This is a genomic window from Paenibacillus sp. FSL W8-0426 (assembly GCF_037969725.1).
Classification (GTDB): domain Bacteria; phylum Bacillota; class Bacilli; order Paenibacillales; family Paenibacillaceae; genus Paenibacillus; species Paenibacillus hubeiensis.
This window is the reverse complement of sequence record NZ_CP150203.1, coordinates 3,989,054-4,010,629: the sequence shown is the minus strand read 5'-3', so window position 1 is coordinate 4,010,629 and position 21,576 is coordinate 3,989,054. Positions and strand designations below refer to the sequence as shown.

Genomic DNA, 21,576 nt, shown 5'->3' with positions numbered 1-21,576 from the left:
AATTCATAATAAATCTCCGATATGTCGCCATGATCATCATTGTTTTATGATGAGAGAGGAAAGGGGGGGATGAAATGAAAGCGATAACAGAAAAGAAAAGCATCCGCACACGGAAACACAAGCATTCGCAAAAGTGGAAAGTGTTTAAGAACCAGAAGTATCTCTATTTGATGTCATTTCCGTTTGTAATTTGGGTGTTCATATTTCAGTACTTGCCCCTGTGGGGCTGGACGATGGCATTTCAAAACTACAGACCCGGCAAAGGATTTTTCGATCAGAAATGGGTCGGATTTGAACATTTCCAAGCGTTGTTCCAAGACGAGCACTTCTACCTGGTGTTAAGGAACACGCTTGCCATGAGCTTGATGGGGCTTGTGGCCGGTTTCGTGTTTCCCGTATTGTTCGCAGTGCTTCTAAACGAGGTACGTGCTCAGGTGATGAAACGTTTTGTGCAGACCGTATCTTACCTGCCTCACTTCGTGTCTTGGGTCGTCGCCGCAGGCATCGTCATCAAAATGCTGTCGACCGACGGTGGCGCGGTCAACGATTTGCTCCTTGGACTGCATTTGATTGACCAGCCGATTCAGTTTATGGCGAAGGGAGAGCTGTTTTGGGGAATCGTGACCGGAGCCGACGTTTGGAAGGAGACAGGCTGGAATGCCATTATCTATTTGGCGGCCATTTCCGGAATCGGGCCTGAGCTGTATGAGGCGGCGAAAGTCGACGGTGCCAGCCGTCTGAGACAAATATGGCATATCACGCTCCCGGGCATCAGGCCAACGATCATCGTGCTTTTTATTATGTCGATCGGCCATCTTGTGAGTATCGGATTTGAAAAGCAGTTCCTGCTCGGCAACCATATGGTCAGCGACTATTCCGAAGTATTGGATTTGTATGCTTTGAATTACGGTTTATCCATGGGGAGATATTCTTTCGGTACCGCAATCAGTATTTTCAATTCGGTCATCAGCGTGATTTTGCTGTTCGTCGTGAATGGGATCTTCAAAAAATTCGCTAACGAAAGCATTATGTAAGGAGGAGGAACAGACATGGACGCATCCGGGCCGACAGCATCTTCCATCAAACCCAAACGACCGAAGATTGCCGCCAAATCCCCCCAAGACTGGATTTTTGATACCTTTGTCTACGTGTTTATTGGAATCGTTACAATCGCCACGCTATATCCGTTTCTCAACGTGCTCGCTATTTCCTTTAACGATTCCGTAGATACCGTTCGGGGTGGGATATCGATTTTCCCTAGACAATTCACTCTGGAAAATTATAAGCTCATCTTTAGTTACGACGGGTTGATCACCGGATTTAAAATCTCGGTGCTTCGAACGGTCATAGGTACGCTGGCAGGTCTTGTCAGCGGATCGATGGTTGCTTATACACTGGCGCGCAAGGAATTTCAGGGACGGCGTTTTGTATCCGTATTTCTGGCGATCACAATGTATGTATCCGGCGGCTTGATTCCGGGCTTTATTCTGATCAAAAACCTGGATCTGATCAATACGTTCGCTGTTTATATTTTGCCTGGACTCGTAAGCGCCTTCAACATCTTTATCATCCGTTCGTTCATCGACGGCATTCCTTATGCTCTGCAAGAATCAGCCAAGCTTGACGGGGCGAACGATTTCACCATTTACTGGCGTGTCATTCTCCCGCTTACCAAGCCTGCTCTCGCAACGGTGGCGTTGTTCCTCGCTGTGGGACAATGGAATTCATGGTTCGATACGTACCTTTATAATGGTTCCAATGACTCTCTGACGACGCTGCAGTATGAGCTGATGAAAGTGCTTCAGAGCACGACGACCAACGCTAACGACGTCCGCGGGGAGAACATGTCTCAACTGGTAACCCAAGTATCTCCGGACTCCGTCAAAATGGCGATTACCATCATAGCTACGGTTCCGATTCTCATCGTTTATCCTTTCTTGCAGAAGTACTTCGTGAAAGGCATGACGCTGGGTGCCGTCAAGAGCTGATCGGGCGAGCAGGAACATGCCCTTGGATCATCGCGGTATCCTGTTGACCTGTATAACTTCGTTTAATTTAAAATGGGGAGTGTTTGTTTTTATGAAAAAGCGTACCCGAAAAACAGCGGTTTCACTGCTGGCGGCTGGTCTTTTGCTTAGTCAGCTCGCGGCCTGTTCAGGAAGTGGGGATGGGGAATCCGCCAAGGGCGGAAACGGCACGGGTCCAATTACCCTTACTTATTTTTCCGAGGACGGAAGTCCGAACTGGAATAATATGCAGGACCGTATAGGCAAGGTCATCACGGAGAAAACCGGCGTCGTGCTGGATGCCGAATTCGCGGTAGGTGACCCTGTGCAAAAGGTATCCATCATGGCTGCCACCGGTGAAGTTCCTGATCTCATTGCCGCCAAAGCGGACCTCGGCAAGCTGGTGGATGTCGGTGCAGTCCTCGACCTGACGGACCTGATTGAGGAGCATGCTCCTAATATTAAAAAAATGCTGGGCGACAAGCTTGTTCGCGCCAAATACAGTTTGGAAGATCAGGCCATTTATGCCATTCCGACCTGGTCTGCGGTCGATGAGCGAAAATTCAAAGCCGACGGCGGCTTCCAGCTTCAGCATCGCGTCGTCAAAGAAGCAGGCTATCCCGAAATTCGTACGGTGAAGGACTACGAAAAGGTGATTACGGACTATTTGGCCAAACATCCAACCGATGAAAACGGCAATAAAAATATCGGATTGACCATTAACGCGGACGATTGGCATATGTATCAAGTAACGAACATGGGATTCTTCACGACAGGCGCGCCAGATGACGGCGAGTACTATGTGGATCAGGAAACATTCGATGTCACCTACCATTTCCGCCGTCCGGAGGAACGGGAATATTTCCGTTGGCTGAACCACATGAACGATATAGGTTTGCTGGATAAAGAAAGCTTTGTTCAAAAGACGGACCAGTTCAAATCCAAAGTTTCGTCCGGGCGGGTGCTTGGACTGATCGACCCCGCATGGGACTATGGCGATGCGCAGCAGGCTCTGAAGGCTGCCGGTAAATTCGATCAAACCTACGGCCATTATCCGGTAACGTTGTCCAAGGAGTATAAGGATACCAACTTTTGGTCAGCCGGTTTTGACGGAGGATACGGCATAGCGATTTCCAGCGAATGCAAGGATCCCGTAGCCGCCATAAAATTTCTCGACTATCTTGCTTCGGAAGAGGGACAGATCCTTATGAACTGGGGGATCGAAGGACAAGATTACATCGTTCAGGATGGAAAAAGAGTCGTACCGCAAGACGTGCAAGAAAAGATGGATCAAGAAGGCAGTGCTTACATGAAGGAATCGGGCCTCGGCCTGTATTGGAACCTTTCGGTTCATTATGGCGACGGAATCAAGGATTCTACTGGAAATTACTTTACGAAAACCAACAGTGATCTCCTGACTGCTACGTACAGCGCACCCGAAAAAGAAGCCTTGGCTGCGTACAACGTCGAGCACTGGAGAGATCTTTTCCCGAAAGAAGAAGAGTTTCCTGAAAGAAAAGCCGGCGCAGTGTACAATATTGCTCTGCCAAGCGATAGCAAGGCGACCATTCTTATGGCCAAAATGAAGGATATCACATGGAAACGAATTCCGGAAGCCGTTATGGCCAAACCGGAAAACTTCGATAAAGTCTGGGACGAGTACATGGCGGAGCTGGACAAAGCAGGTGTAGAAGAAATGGAAGAGGCTTTTGGCCAATACGTCAAAGACCGCGTTAAGCTGTGGAGTGGTCAATAAGCACTCGATATATGATCGACAGAAAGGCAGGACAATATGAAATCGATACCTTGCAATCCTAAAGCTTCGGATGAAGTACGGTCCGTACTGAACTATTTCAGCGAGATTCAGGGGAAAGGCATCATTACTGGACAGCACACACAAACGATGGCGCAAGAGGAATTGGACTATATCCATCAAGTAACGGGAAAGCTGCCAGCGCTATGCGGATTCGAACTTCTGGGTTATTCTCCGAACATCAATTATGAAGACAGTGGCGAAGACTGTTTGCTGGAAGTTTCCGAAAATCAGGATACGCTGCAAAAAGCTTGGGAATGGGTGCAGAATAACAAAGGCTTGCTTACGTTCACATGGCATTGGTTTTCTCCACTTCGCGGGCGGGATAAAAGCTTCTATACGGAACATACGGACTTTAACGTGAAGAAAGCGATCGTGGAAGGGACGCCGGAATACAAAGCCTTGCTGTCCGATATGGACCACATGGCCGAAATTCTGCGGGAATTTTGCGACAAACGCATTCCGATCTTGTGGAGACCCTTTCATGAATCGGAAGGAACCTGGTTCTGGTGGGGGAGCCAAGGTCCAACCATTGCGAAACAGTTATACCGGATCATGTATGAAAGGTATACGAATCATCATGCGCTGACGAATTTGATTTGGGTGTGGAACTCACCGTTGGCCGAAGGTTATGTTGGAGATGACGTGGTTGACATCATTTCGAGAGATATGTATCCCCCGGCTCACCAACATACCGATTTGCGCAAGGAATACGAGGAACTGGTTGGCATTACACCAACCCCAAAACTTGCCGCGATCGGAGAGATCGGTCCGATTCCGAGTATCAGAGACTTATCCGCCTCGCGTATTCCGTGGCTGTGGTTTATGACTTGGTCTCAGGATTTTGCCAGAACGGAAAAGTTCACGACCAATGAAGAGCTGCGCAGCGCGTATCACTGCGACTATGCGATCACGCTAGACAAGCTGCCGCAGCTTTATTGAAGAGTTGATTTCAATATGCAGGGAATCCGACCTGGATGTCGTGACCAAACTAAAAGGCTCTACTGGCTTCATGCCGGTAGAGCCTTCATCGCCCATGCTTGTGGGGGAGGGTCCATACAAGTATGGCCCCTATTCCTGACATTTAAACAATGCCTTTCGGAATATCATCGGTTCCACCGAAATCCTGCTGGAGAAGCATGAATTGAAACCTATTTTTCATCAGAATCAGGTCGTTTAACTTGAAGAGGTGGTGGCACAAGCCACCCTTTTTCTTTATTCATTTGCAGAATCTTTACGCCCAATGCCGTTTTAGTGACATGATATTTGGCGAACAATGCCCCGATGTCCTCTCGGATGGATTGACCCATGCCTTGGCTGGCTGCAACCAACCCTAATGCGTTATCGGCTGCAATCTTTGCCGCTATTTCAGGATCCGTGAATCTCGCTCCAACCGGAATATCTTCCCATTTCACAGGGGGCCTTTCCGGCAAAACGGGAGCAGGAGTAATTCCGTTTTCGGTCAGCAAGGTGTCACATTCTTTGATCTCCAGTTTTGCTTGATCCAATAAAGTATCCAAAATCTTTTTCAAATCCTGATCACCGGCATGATTCAGATAGGCCTGATAACAGGATACCGCTCCCTTGGCTGCCACGGAACATTGCCATATGCTGAAAATCTCCCCGTAATGCATCGGTTCATTTTTCGGATTGCCGCTCAAAATACCCATCTTATAATCCCTCCTCGATTTTTACGGGTTTATGCTTTCCATGATCAAGAGATCTATGCATGTACAACCAAACATTGGTTAGGCTCCATTTCACATAAAATCACAAATGCAGCCGGAAGCTAAAGCGGTAATTCACTTGAATGGAGGAAAAGCATGTTTTTTTATCGTGAAGATCTCATTAACATGATTGTCCCGGACAAGCCTGATCCGGCAGCGGCGAAAGTGCTGCAAGAAACGCTTGGCGGGCAATTCGGGGAAATGCGTACCATGATGCAATTTTTCTTCCAAAGCAGCAATTTCCGGGGCAAAGCAACGCAGTTCCGGGATTTGATCCGCGGCATCTTTCTCGAGGAACTAAGCCATGTCGAACTGGTTCAACAAACGATCAATCAATTGTTGACCGGGGCAGGTGCCGAGGGTGCAGGCAATGCAGGCGTTGACGGCGCTCCGCTGGACGAAGCGATTAAACATGCCAATCCTCATCATTACATTATGGGGGCCCAAAGCTCGCTGCCTGTGGATGCTGCAGGCAATCCTTGGCTGGGGAACTATGTATATGATCACGGTAACCTCGTAAGCAACCTGCTGGATAACGTGGTGTTGGAATCCACGGGGGTTCTTCAGAAATCGCGAATTTATGAAATGAGCACCAATAAAGCGTTCCGGGAAACGTTGGCTTTTCTCATCGTTCGCGATAATGCGCACCAGAATGCATTCGCAAAAGCGCTGGAGACGTTAGGCGTTCAGTGGGGCAAGCTGTTCCCCATACCCAATTACGATATTAACAAATATCCGGAATGCCGGAAGTATGTAGATCTCGGCTTTCACAATGCCCAGTTCAACTTCCGCTTGGATCAGACCCGCATTGCGGAAATATTCGATGGACAAACCCCAAGCCGAAATGGCGGACAGCTTCGTGTGACCGATCCTCCGCAGGGGTTTCCGCTTCCACAAATGCCGGAGCTTCCTAATGAGCACAGTCCCGGCTTGCATGATTTGAACGCGTAAACCGTTGAAAAATGCCGCTGTATCATGCACCTTATGCATGCAACCCCGTTTGATAAAAACGGTGGAAAAATGATGTAGAATATGAACCGACATGTTGGAGATGCTAAAGCCATAACCAATAAGGAGGGCTAATCTTGAAGAAAAAAATATCGGCTGTTATTGCAACATTTCTTTTCGTTTTCGCTTTGGCAATTCCGGTATCTGCTCAAGAAGCAACACAAGTTTCGACGGCTGCTGTGAATGACCAAAATACCGTGTATACCCATGATGCAAGGTATAATACGAACAACGTCAGAGCGAACTCAGCTACAACCACCGACAACAACAGAGGTATCGATTGGGGCTGGCTCGGCTTGTTAGGATTGTTTGGATTAGCCGGCATGCGAAAAAGAGTATCGGATCCGGATCGTTCCAATCGATAAACCGCAAGTGGTATTTTAAATGCCAAAGATGATACACGATACTACCATATTCAAGTCATTTAAGTCGCTACTATAGCGACTTTTTTGCATTTATAATGATTTGCTTGTCGTCTCGGCCAAACCGGCATGAGCGGAACGGCGGTAGGCGCGAGGCGTGCAGCCCGCCAGTTTCCTGAATTGCCTGGAGAAATGCTCGACGTTCCGGTAACCGCAGAGCTCGCTGATGTCCGATATGCGGGAATGACCGTGAACGAGCCGTTCCTTCGCCAATCGAATTCGGGATTGAATGACGTCGTCCATGCAGGAAAGGCCGAATGTGGCCCTGTATAACGATTGCAGGTAGCCTGGGCTAAGATGGACCTGTCTGGCCATTTCGGCTACCGACCAATCTCGGCCGGGTTGGTTATGAATCGCCTTTCGCAAGTCCAGCAGGTTCTGGTAATGCGGCGTAGATTCGTTGGACTGCGAGGCTTCGAGCAGTTTGTTGAACAAGATCCGGAACAGGTAATCGATCGACAGCTCGTGATAATCGCTTTCGAGGAAATGCTCGGTCACCAGAAGCTGGAACAGCTGATGGCAGTATGCCGGATCTTTCAGCGGAATCGGCACGCCTAGCGGCAGCGTCGTTTCCAGTACATAAGGCTCGCGGGAATCAAAGCGAACCCAATCATTGACGTATCGTTCCGAACAGGCGCGGTACAAAATTTTCCGGTGGGGCGGATAGAGCACGGCGCAGTGGGCAGGATAGGCCTTGATTTCGCCGTTCACCCAAAACTCGGCCGGCGTATGCGCATGGATCAGCAGCCAGAAATCATGCCCTTTCGGAATGTCGTAGACGAAATCGGACGGATGGGCGGCATCATAGCCGGCATAGAAAATGGTTGTCATCATTTCCTCCTATCGCAGGATAGATCAATTTTTTGTAAGCATAGATCATTCTTTGGAAGCGCATTCTGCTCTATACTATTTAATGGATATGCTTGGATTAAAGCAAGTGAGACAAAGGAGTCCTAAATTCGTTATTCATCCCGATCCTTGATTCGGTATGTGAATTGATCAATAAACTGGACATGCATCCATCATAACAGAAAACAATGCCGGAAGTGAAAGCGCCGTCATCTTTCGGCTGAAATCACATTGAAGCATCGAAGGAAGGGAGCAAAGTGTAATATGCATGTAAATCCGATTCTATGGGCCGACTATCCGGACTTGGACGTGATCCGGGTGGAGGACACCTATTATATGGTCAGCACGACGATGCACATGATGCCGGGCTGCGTCATTCTTCGTTCGTATGACTTGATCAACTGGGAAGTGGCCACCCATGTGTACGACAGGCTTGACGATACGCCTGCCCAGCGGCTGGAGGACGGCAGGCACATTTACGGGAAAGGGATGTGGGCTGCCTCGCTCCGTTACCACAAAGGCACGTTTTACGTCGTTTTCGTCGCGAACGACACGGGCAAAACGTATTTATACACGGCGGCGTCGGTAACGGGACCCTGGAGCAAACGCCATATCGACGGTTTTTATCATGACTGTTCATTGTTCTTTGATGAAGACGACAAGGCTTATCTGGTGTACGGCAATGCCAAGATCCGCCTGACCGAGCTGAACGCGGACTTGTCCGGACCGAAGCCCGGCGGATTGGACCGCATCATCGTCGAAGACCGTCAGCCTTATCATCTGGGCTATGAAGGAGCGCATTTTTACAAAATCGGCGGCCGGTATTACGTGTTTCTCATTCATTTGACCAAGGCGGCAGGACGCAGGACGCAGGCGTGTTACATAGCCGATGACCTGAACGGGGAGTTTGCCGGCGGGGACGTATTCAACGACGACATGGGGTATTTCAATTCAGGCATCGCGCAGGGAGGCATCGTGGATACCCCGGACGGCGATTGGTATGCGATGCTGTTTCAGGACCATGGCGCGGTCGGCCGCATTCCCGTTCTGGTGCCGCTGCACTTTGAAGACGGCACCCCGGTCTTTGCCTCGGAAGCGCCGAAGGAAATCGACATACCGAGCACCCGTCCGGGGTATGTGTACAAACCCTTGGTGGATAGCGACGATTTTCGCTACGAAAAACAGGACGATGGCCGGGTGCGGCTGAAGGACGTGTGGCAATGGAACCATACTCCCGACGACGCACTTTGGTCCGTAACCGAGAAACCGGGCGCGTACCGGATTCGGACCGGGCAGATCCGCCCCAATCTGACGTTCGCGGTGAATACGCTGACGCAGCGTGCAATGGGGCCTGCGTGCGAAGCAACGGTTACGCTCGATGGAAGCGGCCTGAGCGACGGGGATTATGCGGGGTTATGCTTTTTGATCGGCACTTACGGATTCATCGGGCTCACGAAAGAGCACGGCCGGTTTTATTTGGTCATGGCGGCACGGGAGGCGGAGGATGCCTCGATTTTCGGCAGCCTGATCGACGCTCAGCCGGCCGCGGAGCATGCGAGAGTTCCCGTGGCGAGCCCCCGGGTTACGCTCAGAGCCTATGGCCAGTTTGCGAACAATCAGGACGAATGCACCTTCTACTACGAAGACGAAAACGAATGGGTGCAGCTGGGCACGCCACACAAGATGATCTATAAGCTCGACCATTTCATGGGCTGCCGGATCGGCTTGTTCATGTTCTCGACCCAGGCGGCCGGAGGCTGGGCCGATTTCTCGAATTTCGAATACAAAGTGAAATGACCCCGTGACGAGGAAAGGAAGGATGAGCCATGTTTGACCCCCCATCAGGATCGGTACAACCATCGGAAGGTCCCAAAGCGCCGCGAGATCCGATCGGTATTCCGGATGCAACAGACCATGCGGCATTGAACCGCGATTCCCTCGCCTACCGGGAAATGATCGCTTCTTCGCTGCTGAACAAGGGCAACAATGCCCGATTAAAACGGGCCATCGACAACGCTCGAGACGGCAAACCCGTAACGATCGCTTATATCGGCGGGTCCATTACGCACGGGGCGGGGGCGGCGCCCCTGCACCTGAACTGTTACGCATATCGGTCTTTCGACCTTTTCCGAAGCATGTTCGCACCTGCGGACGAAGGCAAGGTTCGCCTGATCAAGGCAGGCGTCGGCGGTACTCCTTCCGAGCTGGGCATCGTCCGCTACGAGCGGGACGTGCTCCGGGAAGGCACGGTTCAGCCGGATGTCGTCGTCGTGGAGTTTGCGGTCAACGATGCCGACGACGAGACCGGGGGCGTATGTTACGAGAGTCTGGTGCTGCAGGCGCTGCAGGCGGACAACAAACCGGCGGTCATCTTGCTGTTCAGCGTGTTCGAGAATGACTGGAATCTTCAGGACCGCCTCGCCCCCTTAGGATGGCATTATGAGCTGCCGATGGTGAGCATTAAAGATGCCGTCGTGGAGCAGTTCGGACGGAGCGAGGAGGAAGGCCGGGTCATCGGCAAAGCGCAGTTTTTCCATGATATCTATCATCCGACCAATGCCGGGCACCAAATCATGGCCGACTGTCTGGGCTGGCTGTTCGAGACGACGCATCATTCCTTCCTTGATGCAGAGAACGATCTGCAAGCCCTGCCGCCGCTCATCGGCGACCGGTTCGTCGGCATGAAGCTGATCGACCGAAAACATGCCGGCACAGTCGCCCGGGTCGATGCGGGTGGTTTCTGTGAGACGGATAAGGACCTGCAGCGGACCGAATTGGACGATCATTCGCACGGCACGCCACTGTTTCCCGATAACTGGATGCATACGGCTTCCGCAGGCAAAGCGCCGTTTCGAATGACTTTACGAGCCAAACGGCTTATCATGGTTTTCAAAGATTCCGGAAGCGACGAGTTTGGAACGGCCAACGTTCGGGTGAACGGCGCATTCGTGAGGACTGCCGATCCTCATCAGGTTCATTGGACGCGCTGCCACGCGATGTTGATCTGCGATGAAGAGGAAACGGAGGAACGCATCGTGGAAATTTCCATGGCGGATCACCATGCGGACCGGTCGTTTACGATACTGGGTTTCGGGTACGTGCCGTAAATCGGCGAAACAAAAAGAGAGAAACACTTCACAAACCTTCGGGGTACATGCCCGGAGGTTTTTCGGCGATGTACGGAAGGGGCAACCGGGAAAATCTCCCGTGAGGGCGCTTCCGAACGGCTAGGACAAATGCAGCATGAATAGAGCGGGGCGCAGCCGCGAGAAACGGCTCCGTCTTTAATCGTAGGTATAATCCTTCTCGAGACGGATGGAAAATAAAGGTTTAATAAATAAAATATTTATATAAACCGCAAAAAAACAAACACACGTTAACGAAGAGGCAGAACCGATCTGGAGAAGCGAAGCGTTCTAAAAAGCTTTCTGAAAGAAAGCTGTATCGGAAGCATAGGCTTATCACCGGATTTTCCCCTTAGAAAAGGGGAACCAAAAAAAACTGGGGATAACCGCGATCGGAAGATGGTGCTGCGTTCGCAGAGCCCTAGTGTGATTGATTAGTGCGGTTTATATAAGTGAAAATAACAATTCCTTTAGAAACGAGGTTATCCGATGGAAAAGAGAAGAGGCCTACGGGCTTCAAAGAAACTTAATCTGATTACGGTAAGCTTATTGATGGCTGCACTAATATCAGGTCAGACGGCATTTGGGTACTCCGTCGCCGGGAGCGAAAACAGGTCCGGATTAGAACAAACCCTCCATGATCAAGGGCCGTCGACTGCGGCCGAAGTGGAGCAATTTGCGGATGAATTTTTTAACCGGCCTGATATCCAAAAGAAACTTGTCGGTGCAGCCTTTGTAGTTGTTGCAGATAACAAGGTGTTGTTAAACAAAGGGTACGGTTTTTCCGACCTGGAAACGAAATCTTTGGTCGATCCTGATCAGACGATTTTTCGAATGGCCTCCATCTCGAAAGTAATGACTGCGACTGCGGTAATGCGGCTCGTTGAGCAGGGGAAGATCGATCTCGACGAAAATATAGAACAATATCTTGAAGGAATCCCCATCAAGAACCAGACTGGAAGCCCCCTGACCATGAGACATTTAATGACGCATACCACTGGCTTCGATTATACGGATTACATTTCATCGAATAACGAAGAACAGTCTTTAGAACAATTTATTCAAGAAAACATGCCGACCGTTGTAAGAACACCAGGTGAGAGTTACCGGTATGATAACTTTGCTTTTAATCTCCAGGGATACATTCTTCAGCAAGTAGCAGGTGATCCTTTTGAGGAATATGTGCAGAAGCACGTTTTTGCACCTCTAGGAATGAATAACAGTGATTTCCGCATGACGGAACAAATCAAAAAAAATCTGGCTACAGGTTACGGTGCCGATGGCCAACCCAAGGAGCAGTATCCGAACGTTCCTTTTATTGTCCCGGACGGAGGAATGTTTGGCACGAGCAGCGACATGGCTCGATTTATGTTGGCCCATTTGAATGGAGGCAGGCTCGGCAATGCCGAGATCCTCTCTACATCAACGACAGAGGAAATGCATCGCACGCAGGTGTCCATTCAAGAGCAGGTGCCCACGATGGCTTTAGGATTCGAAAAATTTTATCGCCACGCCTACAATGGCCAATTGGTTATTGGAAAAGGAGGGGATCTGCCCGGATATCATTCCTGGATGTGGTTAATGCCGGATCAAAAAGTGGGTGGTTTTGTCATTACGAACAGTGACGCGAGTCAAGACATAAGGGAAGAATTGTTCACTGCATTTATGGACCATTATTTCCCCCAAGAAAAGCAGGAAGAACAAGAGTGGCCGCTCGATGCCAATGAGCTGGATGCGTTTGTCGGAACATATCGCCATCTTCGGCAGCCTTTCCTGTTTTTTGATATCAAGAAACAAGCGGGAAAGCTTTCGATTTCCGGTCCGAATGGAACACATACGTTAAAACCCGTCGGGGATCTGTTATTCGTCGATGAAGAGGGCAATCAAGCTGCATTCAAGAAGGATGACGAGGGAGAAATCATCGATCTGGATTACATTGCACCCGACTCATGGTTTGCTAAAATCCCGGATCTTCCTAAATACGTTGACGTAGGTAATGACGCATACTCGGAGGCTATATATACCTCTGCCAAACTGTTCATGCAAGACGACAACGAAAAGCAAGACTCCCGTTTCTTTCCGGAAGAGGCTGTTACGAGAGGTGAATTTGCAAACCAATTGTTGAAGTTTGCCAATGTAAAACCTTCTGAAAAGCCGCCATTTTTTAAAGATATCGAAGGACACAAATACGGAGCTTCGATTCAGAAACTCGCAGAAATCGGAGTATTGACAGGCACTTCCGATGAAATGTTCCATCCGGATCGTATCATTACCCGTCAAGAAGCGGCTACGATTCTCTGGAGGCTTTCTTCAAGCTTTAACATGCCCAAGATTTCGGCGAAGATCGCCGATCATCCTGCTCCCTGGGCTGAAGAAGCCGTCAAATTTGTCGTGGGAGCGGGGATCTATGGTCCTGATGTAACCACTAGCAATACGGGGGTCGTAAACTACCGGTCGCAAGATTCACTGCTGCGCAAGGAAGCTGCCGTCATTTGGGATCGGTTTATTCAAGTTCTGATATCCGGATTATAATAAACATATCCGCTACGGAGCAAGTAACAATAAAGCAGCGCTTTCCGCTTTAACGGAAATCCGCTGCTTTTATTGTGAAATCGTCATCCAGGTCGTTTCTTTCTATTCATTCACAGACTGCATCAATGTCGATTTGAATTTCTGTTTATGTCATAAACGTTTAATGGGTTGAAAGAATCCTTAATCACCTGCGAATCGGCCGGGATTTTAAAAGAAACGGTGGTACCTTGATGTTTAACGCTTTGGATGACCAACCCGCTGCCAAAGGTTTGCATCAGTCGACGGTTCGTGTTGTAAATTCCGATCCCTCTGTCCCCCGGATGAGGAGCATTCAGTAATTGGGCAACTGTATCAGGTTCCATACCAGGCCCGTCATCTTTCAATTCAATCGATATCGAGTCTGCATCCCGAGCAATTCGAATCCATATTGTGCCTCCGTTGACTTTTGCCATCATACCATGCCGAACGGCATTCTCCACGATCGGCTGAATGGCCAGCGGCGGGATGAGGGCGTTCACTTCCGAGTCAACCTCCCATACAACGTTAAGACGATCTCCATGCCTCTCTTTTTCTACGTATAAGTAAGCTTGCACAAGCTCCAGCTCCTGCTGCAGCGGTACCAGCCGATCCCGATTTCCGTAACTGAAACTGATTTGCAAGTAGGAACTGAATGACTGCACCAGGTTCTGCATGCGTTTAATATCGATGTCGCTAAGCGCCACGATCGTATTTAACGTGTTGAACAAAAAGTGAGGGTGGATCTGAGCTTGCATATAAGCAGCTTCCATTTGCATGCGGTCGTCGACCGTATGCTTCAATGTGATCAAGGAATGGATTCGGTATCTTAATTCCACCGGATCAACCGGCTTCGTTACATAATCGTTAGCACCGGACTGGAAACCGGCATACACATCGGCCGGTTCGCTTCGCGCCGTTAACAGCAGCACAGGAAGTTCTGAAGCATTATAACGGGTTCTTACAGCGCGAGTAAGGTCATAGCCTGACATTTCCGGCATCATGACGTCCGTAATAAGCAGATCCCAGGATTGCGAACCGAGAAGCTCGAGCGCTTCGGCAACCGAAACTGTACATCTCAAATGGTACGGTTCTACAGAGAGCAAGCCGGCCAAAATTCTCAAGTTTACAGGGTCGTCATCCACAGCCAAGATCTGAACGGGATGTTTATTCGACAGAAAGGCTGGCGGCATTCCCATCGAATCATCATTTTTATTGAATTCTTGGCTAGCTGTTAGCTCGTAGTAAGCATCTTCCCCGACTACCGGCAACACTGTTTGCGATACAAAGCGATCTGCAGCAGTATCCGCCAGCGGCAGGGTAAAGGAAAACGTCGTTCCTTTTCCCGGTTCGGATGAAACGGTAAGTTCGCCGCCGTGCAGCTCTACGAGCTCCCTGCTGATGTTCAGGCCAAGCCCGATTCCCTGCGCCTCGTTTAACCCTTGATCGCCTTGTTCATATCGAAGAAATACCCGCTGCATCGTTTCTTGGTCCATCCCGACTCCTGTATCGGATACCATGATGGTCATTGTACTGCCGTTTGCAACGGCTGATACGGTGATGGAGCCCTTCTCCGTGTACTTTATCGCATTGTGCACCAAATTAATGAAAACTTGACTCAACCGTTTCTCATCTGCCTGAACGACGGGGAGCGAATCCGGAATATCCATGATCAGCCGGACAGGTTTGCCTTCGGTCATATATTTTAATAAACCGAACACCCCCTTGACGACGGAAACGAGGGAAACGCTGCTGGTCTGCAGCTGGATTCGTTTCTCCTGAAGAAGGATGGCATCCAGTAAGTCATTGATCAAATACGACATCCGGCGGCTGATCGTAATCAAAAGGCTCAGGTCTTCGTTGCTCTGCTTGCTAAGCTTTTCTTTCTCGCGTTCTGCCAGACCGATGGAAATATTCAATATTCCGTGCAGCGGTGTCCGTAATTCATGAGACGTATTGGCTAGAAAACGATCCTTCATTTGGTCCGCTATCTTCAGCTTGCCGTTCAATTTGCTGATTTGGCGGACATTACGAAAATACTGCTTAAACCAGTAGGCGGAAAAACCGATAATGGCTGCGAGTACATCGACCGGATAATACACGGCAGGGAGTTCCTGATATCTCCCTATAGAACCCCAGAGTGAACTTGCTAATACGCCGCTGGCCGAAAGAAGCAAAAAAATGGAACCTTCCTTGCGATGGATGACCATTTTGGCGAATAACAGAAGCGAGTGCAGGATGGGGAATAGGTAAAATACGGCAAACACCCGGTACTTGGAGAGAAAATGAACCCAAGGCACGGGGGCGATGAAGATCACGGCCGTGTAAAGGACAAAAAATGAACTGAATATCGTAAACCATACTCTAGGCTTCGAAGAGGTAATGCTGCGGCTCAGCTTCCAGATAAAATAGGACAGCCAGGAGTACGAAAGCATGGCTAACTTGACTTCCCATTCATAGTTGATCGGTAACCATCTAACCAATAGGGTGTCGTTGGATAGTACAACGGTTAAAGCGGCTGCGAGCAGCAGCAAGAAGAAATCAAGTATGGACCGCTGCCTCGGATTGAATGTGTACAAGATGAAAGCATATACGCCGTGGAGCATCAAGACAACAAACATGACAAGCTGAAGGTCCACGGAGGTTCCGTTTTCCTTCTGGATCGCGATGTGTGTTCCGAACTTGATCGGTTTTACTATACCTCCCAAAAACGGATGTTCATTGTTGGCGACACGGATGATGATATCCAGCTCACGAGCATCAGGGTCAGGCATGTAATCGACGATGAAAGAGCTGCGGTTTGGGAGGTAGGAGGCTTGACCGGCTTCTCCCGTCATTCCCATTCTGGCTACGGTTTCATCGTTGATATCCACTGTGGCGGCAGATTGGATTCCCTGTACCCATAATGATATGGGGACCGAAATCGGGCGATCCAGCAATATACGGAGCCGATACGTACCGTTACCTAATGAAGATGTAGCTCCGTTAGCACTTTTCCAGTCCCCGGGTACTTCTGCATAGGTCTGCTTCGCTAGCTCTTTCCATTCTGTTTCATTGATTAGCGTATTCGAATAAAAGGCCCAGTCCCCATTTAAGTTGATGGGCTTCGAATTCATTAGATCCCAGCCTCTTAGATCCAAAACTCCGCCGGCGGCTTTCGGTTGATCTGAAGGAGGAGCATATGTATCGAGCCAAAGCCAGCGGATTCCCAAGAGGATGCTTAGGAAAATAACAAATACAACAATATGCAAGAATAATTTGGCAACTTTAACACGGTGATGTTTTTTGGTGGGCATTATGTTTAACATTCCTTTTAACAACGTATTGTCTGAATTCTCCCACTTCGATAGTGGCGGGTGCCAAAGTAGTTACATTTCTCACATTCAAATATAAATGTAACGATTTCAAACGTAAAGCTGTTTTCGGCAGTTATGGTGATTTTTGATCTTTATAAAGATTTTAACATATGAAGTGACTCCCGAGGATTTGCCGCAGGATATTGCCGTAAAAAGGTGGTTCTAACCCGGAGTGGAGAAAGGGTACAAGACGGAGTGACATATCGAGTTATATAGGCGCTGCAGTTTCTTTAAAGCCCTTTTTCCAAGTAGCCTTGTCAATTCGGATGTACATGAATAATCTATTCTATACCACAAAAGAGGAGGAAGAAGAATGAGTGATGTTGGGTACGGCAATGGAGTAGGAAGTGGAAATGTAGGAGGAGCAGGTGCATACGGTGGCTTTACCTCCATCGGCGCAATTCTTGTGCTCTTTATTCTGTTGGTTATTATCTCCAAGGCGTTCTTGGTCTAATAAAATGAGATTTCGTTTCTCGCTATGGTTGCGAGGCTAGAACATTATTCTCCTGAAAGTCGCTAATTTAGCGGCTTTCTTTCATGTTTCTTTGAAAACGTTCATTTTCCAAGACTCGAAAGTTGAATTCGGCTCTCGCCGGCTTCCTCCAGACTTTGCGATGGAGCTTTTCTCATGATTTCCTTTATTTTGGGGAACGCTTGTAGAACAGTGAAACATCGGGAGGAATGCAAATGTGGATGATATTCTGGAGCACGATTTTTTTAGCTTGCATCGGCACGCTCTTTTTAAGGATTGCGGGGCGGAAATCCATCTCACAAATGACGATTCCTCAAATCATCATTTTATTGAGCATTGGCACGGTGCTTGGCACTCAAGTAAGCGGGAAGGGGATGAAGGAAACGATTCTGGCACTTGCCGTTTTTATCGGTTTCCTCATCCTTGTTGAATGGATTACTTTACGCTCAAACGTTATGGAATCGATCTTAAAGGGAAAAAGCGTGTCGGTGATCCGCGAAGGTAAGCTTGACACGAACAATTTGCACAAGCTGCGAATTTCTGTTGACGATCTGGAAAAGCGCCTGCGCATGGCAGGCATTTCTCGAGTTGAAGATGTAAAGTCGGGTACCATTGAAAATAACGGAGAGCTTGGCTATGAGCTGTACCCCGAAGCCGCGCCGGTAACGAGAAAGGACTTGCAGCGAATGTTCGAGGCCTATTTTCCTCACCCTGAAACGGAACCCTTATCCGGAGAGAGCGGCCTTCAAGCAAAACTTCATGTTGAGGAGAAACCCCGCCAATTTCAATAATGCTCTGAATCATAAACCGACTCGCTGAGAGTCGGTTTTTCTTTTAGATCGGATTAACCCGTTACAAGAGTAGAATTGGCCGGCATAATTGCTGGCGTCGACTCCCGTATAATCGGTTTGGTCGCAATATGCGAGACCTGATAAGGTTGTTCCGGGTTATCAATCCGGGATAACAGCATCTCGGCCGCTTTGATCCCCATCTCGTTGCTGTAAATGTGCACTGTCGTTAACGGAGGTTCAATAATTCTTGATTCGGGTGCGTTATCGAACCCGCATACCACAATATTCTGCGGAACCGTCACCTCTCTTGCTTTCAAAGCCTTGATCAGTTCGACCGCAATGAAGTCATTCGCGCATACATAAGCGGAAGGCAAAGACTCCAGCGCGGCTACGCGCTCGTTCATCCAACCAGGCTTCGAGAAGAACAGCCGATCATTATCCGTAATGCAGTGGGATGGATCGACCTGCAGCCCCGATTCCAGCATCGCGCGTCGATAGCCCACCCATCGTTCATTGAAGCTTTTGCAGTGATTATAGTCTCCGGCGAACCCGATGCTTTTGTAGCCGCTATCAATTAATTTTTTGGTTAACTGATAGGTGCTATGTTCATTCTCCATTAACAGCAGGTCGGCATGAAAATCCGGATAACAGATGTCGGAAGCACAATCGATAAAGATCGTGGGGATGCCGAGCTCCGTGATGAGACGGGTATATTCCAAGTTGAACAATTCGATGCAAATAATGCCGTCCACCTTTGAAATATCAAAGTTGTTCGGAAGCGTCAGAGCGTCTTGGTCGACTTCACGCACGATATGGATCGAGAGATTATACCCCTCGGCACTGATCCTTTTTTCCAGACCGCTGATTAACAACGATCCAAAATGAGACGTATTGGGCAGGTTTTCGGTTAACAGGGCGATATTGCCCGGCGTTTTGCCCAGGACATGCTCGCTTTCCATATAAGCGAAGTGTTTATATTTTAACTCAATGGCTTTTTTAACGACCCGGTTCCGCGTCTCTTCCGGAATGTTTCCACTGTCATTCAGCGCTTTGGAAGCCGTATTTCTGGAGATGCCCAGAGCATCCGCAATGTCCTGTATTGTGACTTTCTCTTTTGCCATGTCGTGCTTCACCTCTAATGATCAATTAGTCATCCCCAATGATTATCTAAGTCAAATGTATAATATATCGGAGTAAATAGCAATCTCGACTTTACATATGAACAATTAAATTTACATTTTGAATATTGACGGTTCCATTTTTTGTGGTTTTGTAGTTAGGGGTTATACGATATAAAACAGGTTGGTCCTCGTTAAGACGAGAAGAAACAGGTTTGGAAAGACGATTTCAGGGCTGTGAGTTCACAATCCCATCTAATTATGAGCGAAAAAACGCAAAAGAAATTAGCAAATGCACAATTATTTTTTTACATTATGTATTGACTAAACGAGAGGTTTCCTGATAAATTGTAAAATATCAAATGAGCAATTGTAAATATTGAAAGCCCTTTCTATGAGCAATTGTCAACTTCATCAATGAACGGAGGTAGCGTGGTGGATAACACAGTGGACACCAAAAAGGGGATGGAAAGGGGCCTGAGGGAAAGGCCGTCCATCGGTCATGCATGGCAGCGGCTCAAAAAGAACTATTTTTTGTATGCATTGCTTGCACCAGCCCTGATCCTGACGTTGGTTTTCAAATACATTCCGATGTATGGAGCCATTATCGCATTCAAAGATTTTAGTCCGATTAAAGGGATTATGGGCAGCGATTGGGTGGGATTGAAGCATTTCGAGAAGTTTCTGGCATCGCCCAATTTTGACGTCATTTTCATGAATACGCTTAAGCTCAGCTTTTTGGGATTGATATTCAGTTTTCCGGTGCCCATTCTGCTGGCGCTCATGCTGAATCAAGTGCGCAAAGCCGGAGTGAAGAAGAACATCCAATTGTTTCTGTATGCGCCCAATTTCATTTCGGTCGTGGTCGTTGTGGGCATGCTGTTCATCTTTTTATCACCGACCGGGCCAGTGAACCAATTCGCCATATGGATTACCGGTCAGCCCATCATGTTTATGTCCGAACCCGAATATTTCCGCTGGATATACATTTTGTCCGATATCTGGACCGGAGCGGGCTGGTCTTCGATCATTTATGTGGCGGCTTTGGCCAACGTCGATCCGGAGCTTCATAATGCAGCCAATCTGGATGGAGCCAATCTCCTTCAGCGTATCCGCCATATCGATCTTCCGACCATTCGTCCGATTATGGCCATCGTGTTTATTCTTGCTGCCGGCGGGATCATGTCCATCGGGTTCGAGAAGGCGTATCTGATGCAGACATCCATGAACCTGCCATCCTCCGAAATTATTGCAACGTATGTTTACAAGGTTGGATTGCAGTCCGGAGATTACGCCTATTCTGCGGCGGTAGGATTGTTTAACTCCGTCATTAATGTGATATTGCTCGTTACCGTAAATCTGATCGTGAAAAAATTGAACGAAGGCGAAGGCCTTTACTAGAAAGGAGTGTTACCTATGGCAATCAAACCTACGGGACTGGACCGTCTGATTCTTGCGTTAAACGCCATCTTTCTCACCTGCGCCGTACTGGTTGTGGTCGTTCCTCTGATTTACATCGTCATCGCTTCATTCATGGACCCGACCGTGCTTCTTAACCGCGGATTGTCCTTCAATGTATCCGACTGGAGTCTGGACGGATACCAGATGATTCTGTCCAATCCGGCCATGATTCGAGGTTTCGCAAATGCGGTGCTGTACTCCGTTTCGTTTGCCTTCGTGACCGTCACGGTCTCGATCTTTGCAGGTTATGCATTATCCGAGGAAAGGCTGGCCGGACGGGGATTCTTCATGGTTCTGTTTATCATTACGATGTTCTTTGGCGGCGGCTTGATTCCCACCTATCTGCTCGTGCGCAACCTCGGCATGCTGGATACCGTCTGGGCCATCATCATCCCGGGAGCGGTTAACGTCTGGAACATCATTCTCTCCAGAACTTTTTTCAAAGGGGTACCCAGGGAACTCAAAGAAGCCGCGAACGTAGACGGCGCGTCCGACATGAAAATTTTCTTCCAGATTGTCATTCCGTTGTCGAAACCGATCATTTTTGTCCTCGCTTTGTACGCGTTCGTAGGGCAGTGGAATTCTTATTTTGATGCGATGATTTACCTTGATAATCCCAACCTTCACCCGCTGCAGCTCGTCCTGCGCTCCATTCTGATTCAGAACCAGGCTGCACCGGGCATGATCAGTGATCAGCTTGCGATGGCGGAGCTCAAACGGCTCTCCGAGATGATCAAATATTCGGCCATTGTCATTTCAAGTCTGCCGCTGATCATCATGTATCCGTTTTTCCAGAAATATTTCGAAAAAGGTGTCATGGTCGGTTCACTGAAATAGTGAACTGCCTGAGATACAGCAAGTTGGGTCCAACAATATACCAT

At 48.6% G+C, this 21,576-nt stretch carries 17 protein-coding genes; 13 read left to right on the top strand and 4 right to left on the bottom strand.

All coding sequences use genetic code 11. The features are described 5' to 3' along the window. The first annotated feature begins 74 nt into the window (after positions 1-74). From MKY59_RS17855 to MKY59_RS17840, 4 genes are all read left to right on the top strand, one after another. The gene (locus tag MKY59_RS17855) at positions 75-1,034 is read left to right on the top strand and encodes a sugar ABC transporter permease (RefSeq protein ID WP_339272828.1); all 960 of its coding nucleotides are present in this window, start codon (positions 75-77) and stop codon (positions 1,032-1,034) included. Positions 1,035-1,049: 15 nt separating this feature from the next. Next, complete coding sequence (locus tag MKY59_RS17850) at positions 1,050-1,988, top strand: carbohydrate ABC transporter permease (RefSeq protein WP_236412294.1); 939 nt, start codon at positions 1,050-1,052, stop codon at positions 1,986-1,988. A 91-nt stretch (positions 1,989-2,079) separates the two neighbouring features. Then, complete coding sequence (locus MKY59_RS17845; RefSeq protein ID WP_236412295.1) at positions 2,080-3,762, top strand: ABC transporter substrate-binding protein; 1,683 nt, start codon at positions 2,080-2,082, stop codon at positions 3,760-3,762. A 36-nt stretch (positions 3,763-3,798) separates the two neighbouring features. Beyond that, on the top strand, positions 3,799-4,761 hold the full coding sequence (locus tag MKY59_RS17840; RefSeq protein ID WP_236412296.1) for a glycosyl hydrolase: 963 nt from the start codon (positions 3,799-3,801) through the stop codon (positions 4,759-4,761). Between the two features lie 209 nt (positions 4,762-4,970). Here the strand turns inward: MKY59_RS17840 and MKY59_RS17835 are convergent, their stop codons facing one another. After that, positions 4,971-5,489, bottom strand: coding sequence for a DUF3231 family protein (locus MKY59_RS17835; protein WP_339272824.1), 519 nt, complete (start codon positions 5,487-5,489; stop codon positions 4,971-4,973). Between the two features lie 153 nt (positions 5,490-5,642). On the opposite strand from MKY59_RS17835, the gene MKY59_RS17830 reads away from it, so the two are divergent. Continuing rightward, entirely contained in the window at positions 5,643-6,497 is an 855-nt protein-coding gene (locus tag MKY59_RS17830; RefSeq protein WP_339272822.1) for a manganese catalase family protein, read from the top strand. Between the two features lie 134 nt (positions 6,498-6,631). Beyond that, positions 6,632-6,919, top strand: coding sequence for a WGxxGxxG family protein (locus MKY59_RS17825; protein ID WP_339272820.1), 288 nt, complete (start codon positions 6,632-6,634; stop codon positions 6,917-6,919). A 90-nt stretch (positions 6,920-7,009) separates the two neighbouring features. Here the strand turns inward: MKY59_RS17825 and MKY59_RS17820 are convergent, their stop codons facing one another. Then, the gene (locus MKY59_RS17820) at positions 7,010-7,807 is read right to left on the bottom strand and encodes an AraC family transcriptional regulator (RefSeq protein WP_236412301.1); all 798 of its coding nucleotides are present in this window, start codon (positions 7,805-7,807) and stop codon (positions 7,010-7,012) included. 282 nt (positions 7,808-8,089) lie between these two features. Here MKY59_RS17820 and MKY59_RS17815 point away from each other — a divergent pair, with 282 nt between their 5' ends. The 3 genes from MKY59_RS17815 (at position 8,090) to MKY59_RS17805 (ending at position 13,482) form a co-directional block, all read left to right on the top strand. Then, entirely contained in the window at positions 8,090-9,622 is a 1,533-nt protein-coding gene (locus MKY59_RS17815; RefSeq protein WP_339272816.1) for a glycoside hydrolase 43 family protein, read from the top strand. Positions 9,623-9,651: 29 nt separating this feature from the next. Beyond that, positions 9,652-10,932 carry an SGNH/GDSL hydrolase family protein gene (locus tag MKY59_RS17810; protein ID WP_339272814.1) on the top strand — a complete coding sequence of 427 codons (1,281 nt, stop codon included), beginning with the start codon at positions 9,652-9,654 and terminating at the stop codon, positions 10,930-10,932. A 507-nt stretch (positions 10,933-11,439) separates the two neighbouring features. Next, positions 11,440-13,482: a serine hydrolase gene (locus MKY59_RS17805; protein WP_339272812.1), complete on the top strand. Its 2,043-nt coding sequence runs from the start codon at positions 11,440-11,442 to the stop codon at positions 13,480-13,482. Between the two features lie 122 nt (positions 13,483-13,604). On the opposite strand, the gene MKY59_RS17800 is transcribed toward MKY59_RS17805, so the two are convergent. Then, entirely contained in the window at positions 13,605-16,613 is a 3,009-nt protein-coding gene (locus tag MKY59_RS17800) for an ATP-binding protein (protein ID WP_339272810.1), read from the bottom strand. 553 nt (positions 16,614-17,166) lie between these two features. Here MKY59_RS17800 and MKY59_RS17795 point away from each other — a divergent pair. Together MKY59_RS17795 and MKY59_RS17790 are read left to right on the top strand one after the other, a co-directional pair. Next, positions 17,167-17,307 (top strand): YjcZ family sporulation protein, encoded by a 141-nt coding sequence (locus MKY59_RS17795; protein WP_236412306.1) that lies wholly within the window; start codon positions 17,167-17,169, stop codon positions 17,305-17,307. Between the two features lie 227 nt (positions 17,308-17,534). Beyond that, a complete protein-coding gene (locus tag MKY59_RS17790) occupies positions 17,535-18,116 on the top strand; it encodes a YetF domain-containing protein (RefSeq protein ID WP_339272808.1) in 582 nt (193 codons plus the stop codon). Between the two features lie 53 nt (positions 18,117-18,169). Here the strand turns inward: MKY59_RS17790 and MKY59_RS17785 are convergent, their stop codons facing one another. Continuing rightward, a complete protein-coding gene (locus tag MKY59_RS17785) occupies positions 18,170-19,237 on the bottom strand; it encodes a LacI family DNA-binding transcriptional regulator (protein WP_339272806.1) in 1,068 nt (355 codons plus the stop codon). A 462-nt stretch (positions 19,238-19,699) separates the two neighbouring features. Between MKY59_RS17785 and MKY59_RS17780 the strand changes: the two genes are divergently transcribed. Then, the gene (locus MKY59_RS17780; protein WP_236412926.1) at positions 19,700-20,635 is read left to right on the top strand and encodes an ABC transporter permease subunit; all 936 of its coding nucleotides are present in this window, start codon (positions 19,700-19,702) and stop codon (positions 20,633-20,635) included. Between the two features lie 15 nt (positions 20,636-20,650). Beyond that, positions 20,651-21,532 (top strand): carbohydrate ABC transporter permease, encoded by an 882-nt coding sequence (locus tag MKY59_RS17775; RefSeq protein WP_236412317.1) that lies wholly within the window; start codon positions 20,651-20,653, stop codon positions 21,530-21,532. Positions 21,533-21,576 lie beyond the last annotated feature (44 nt).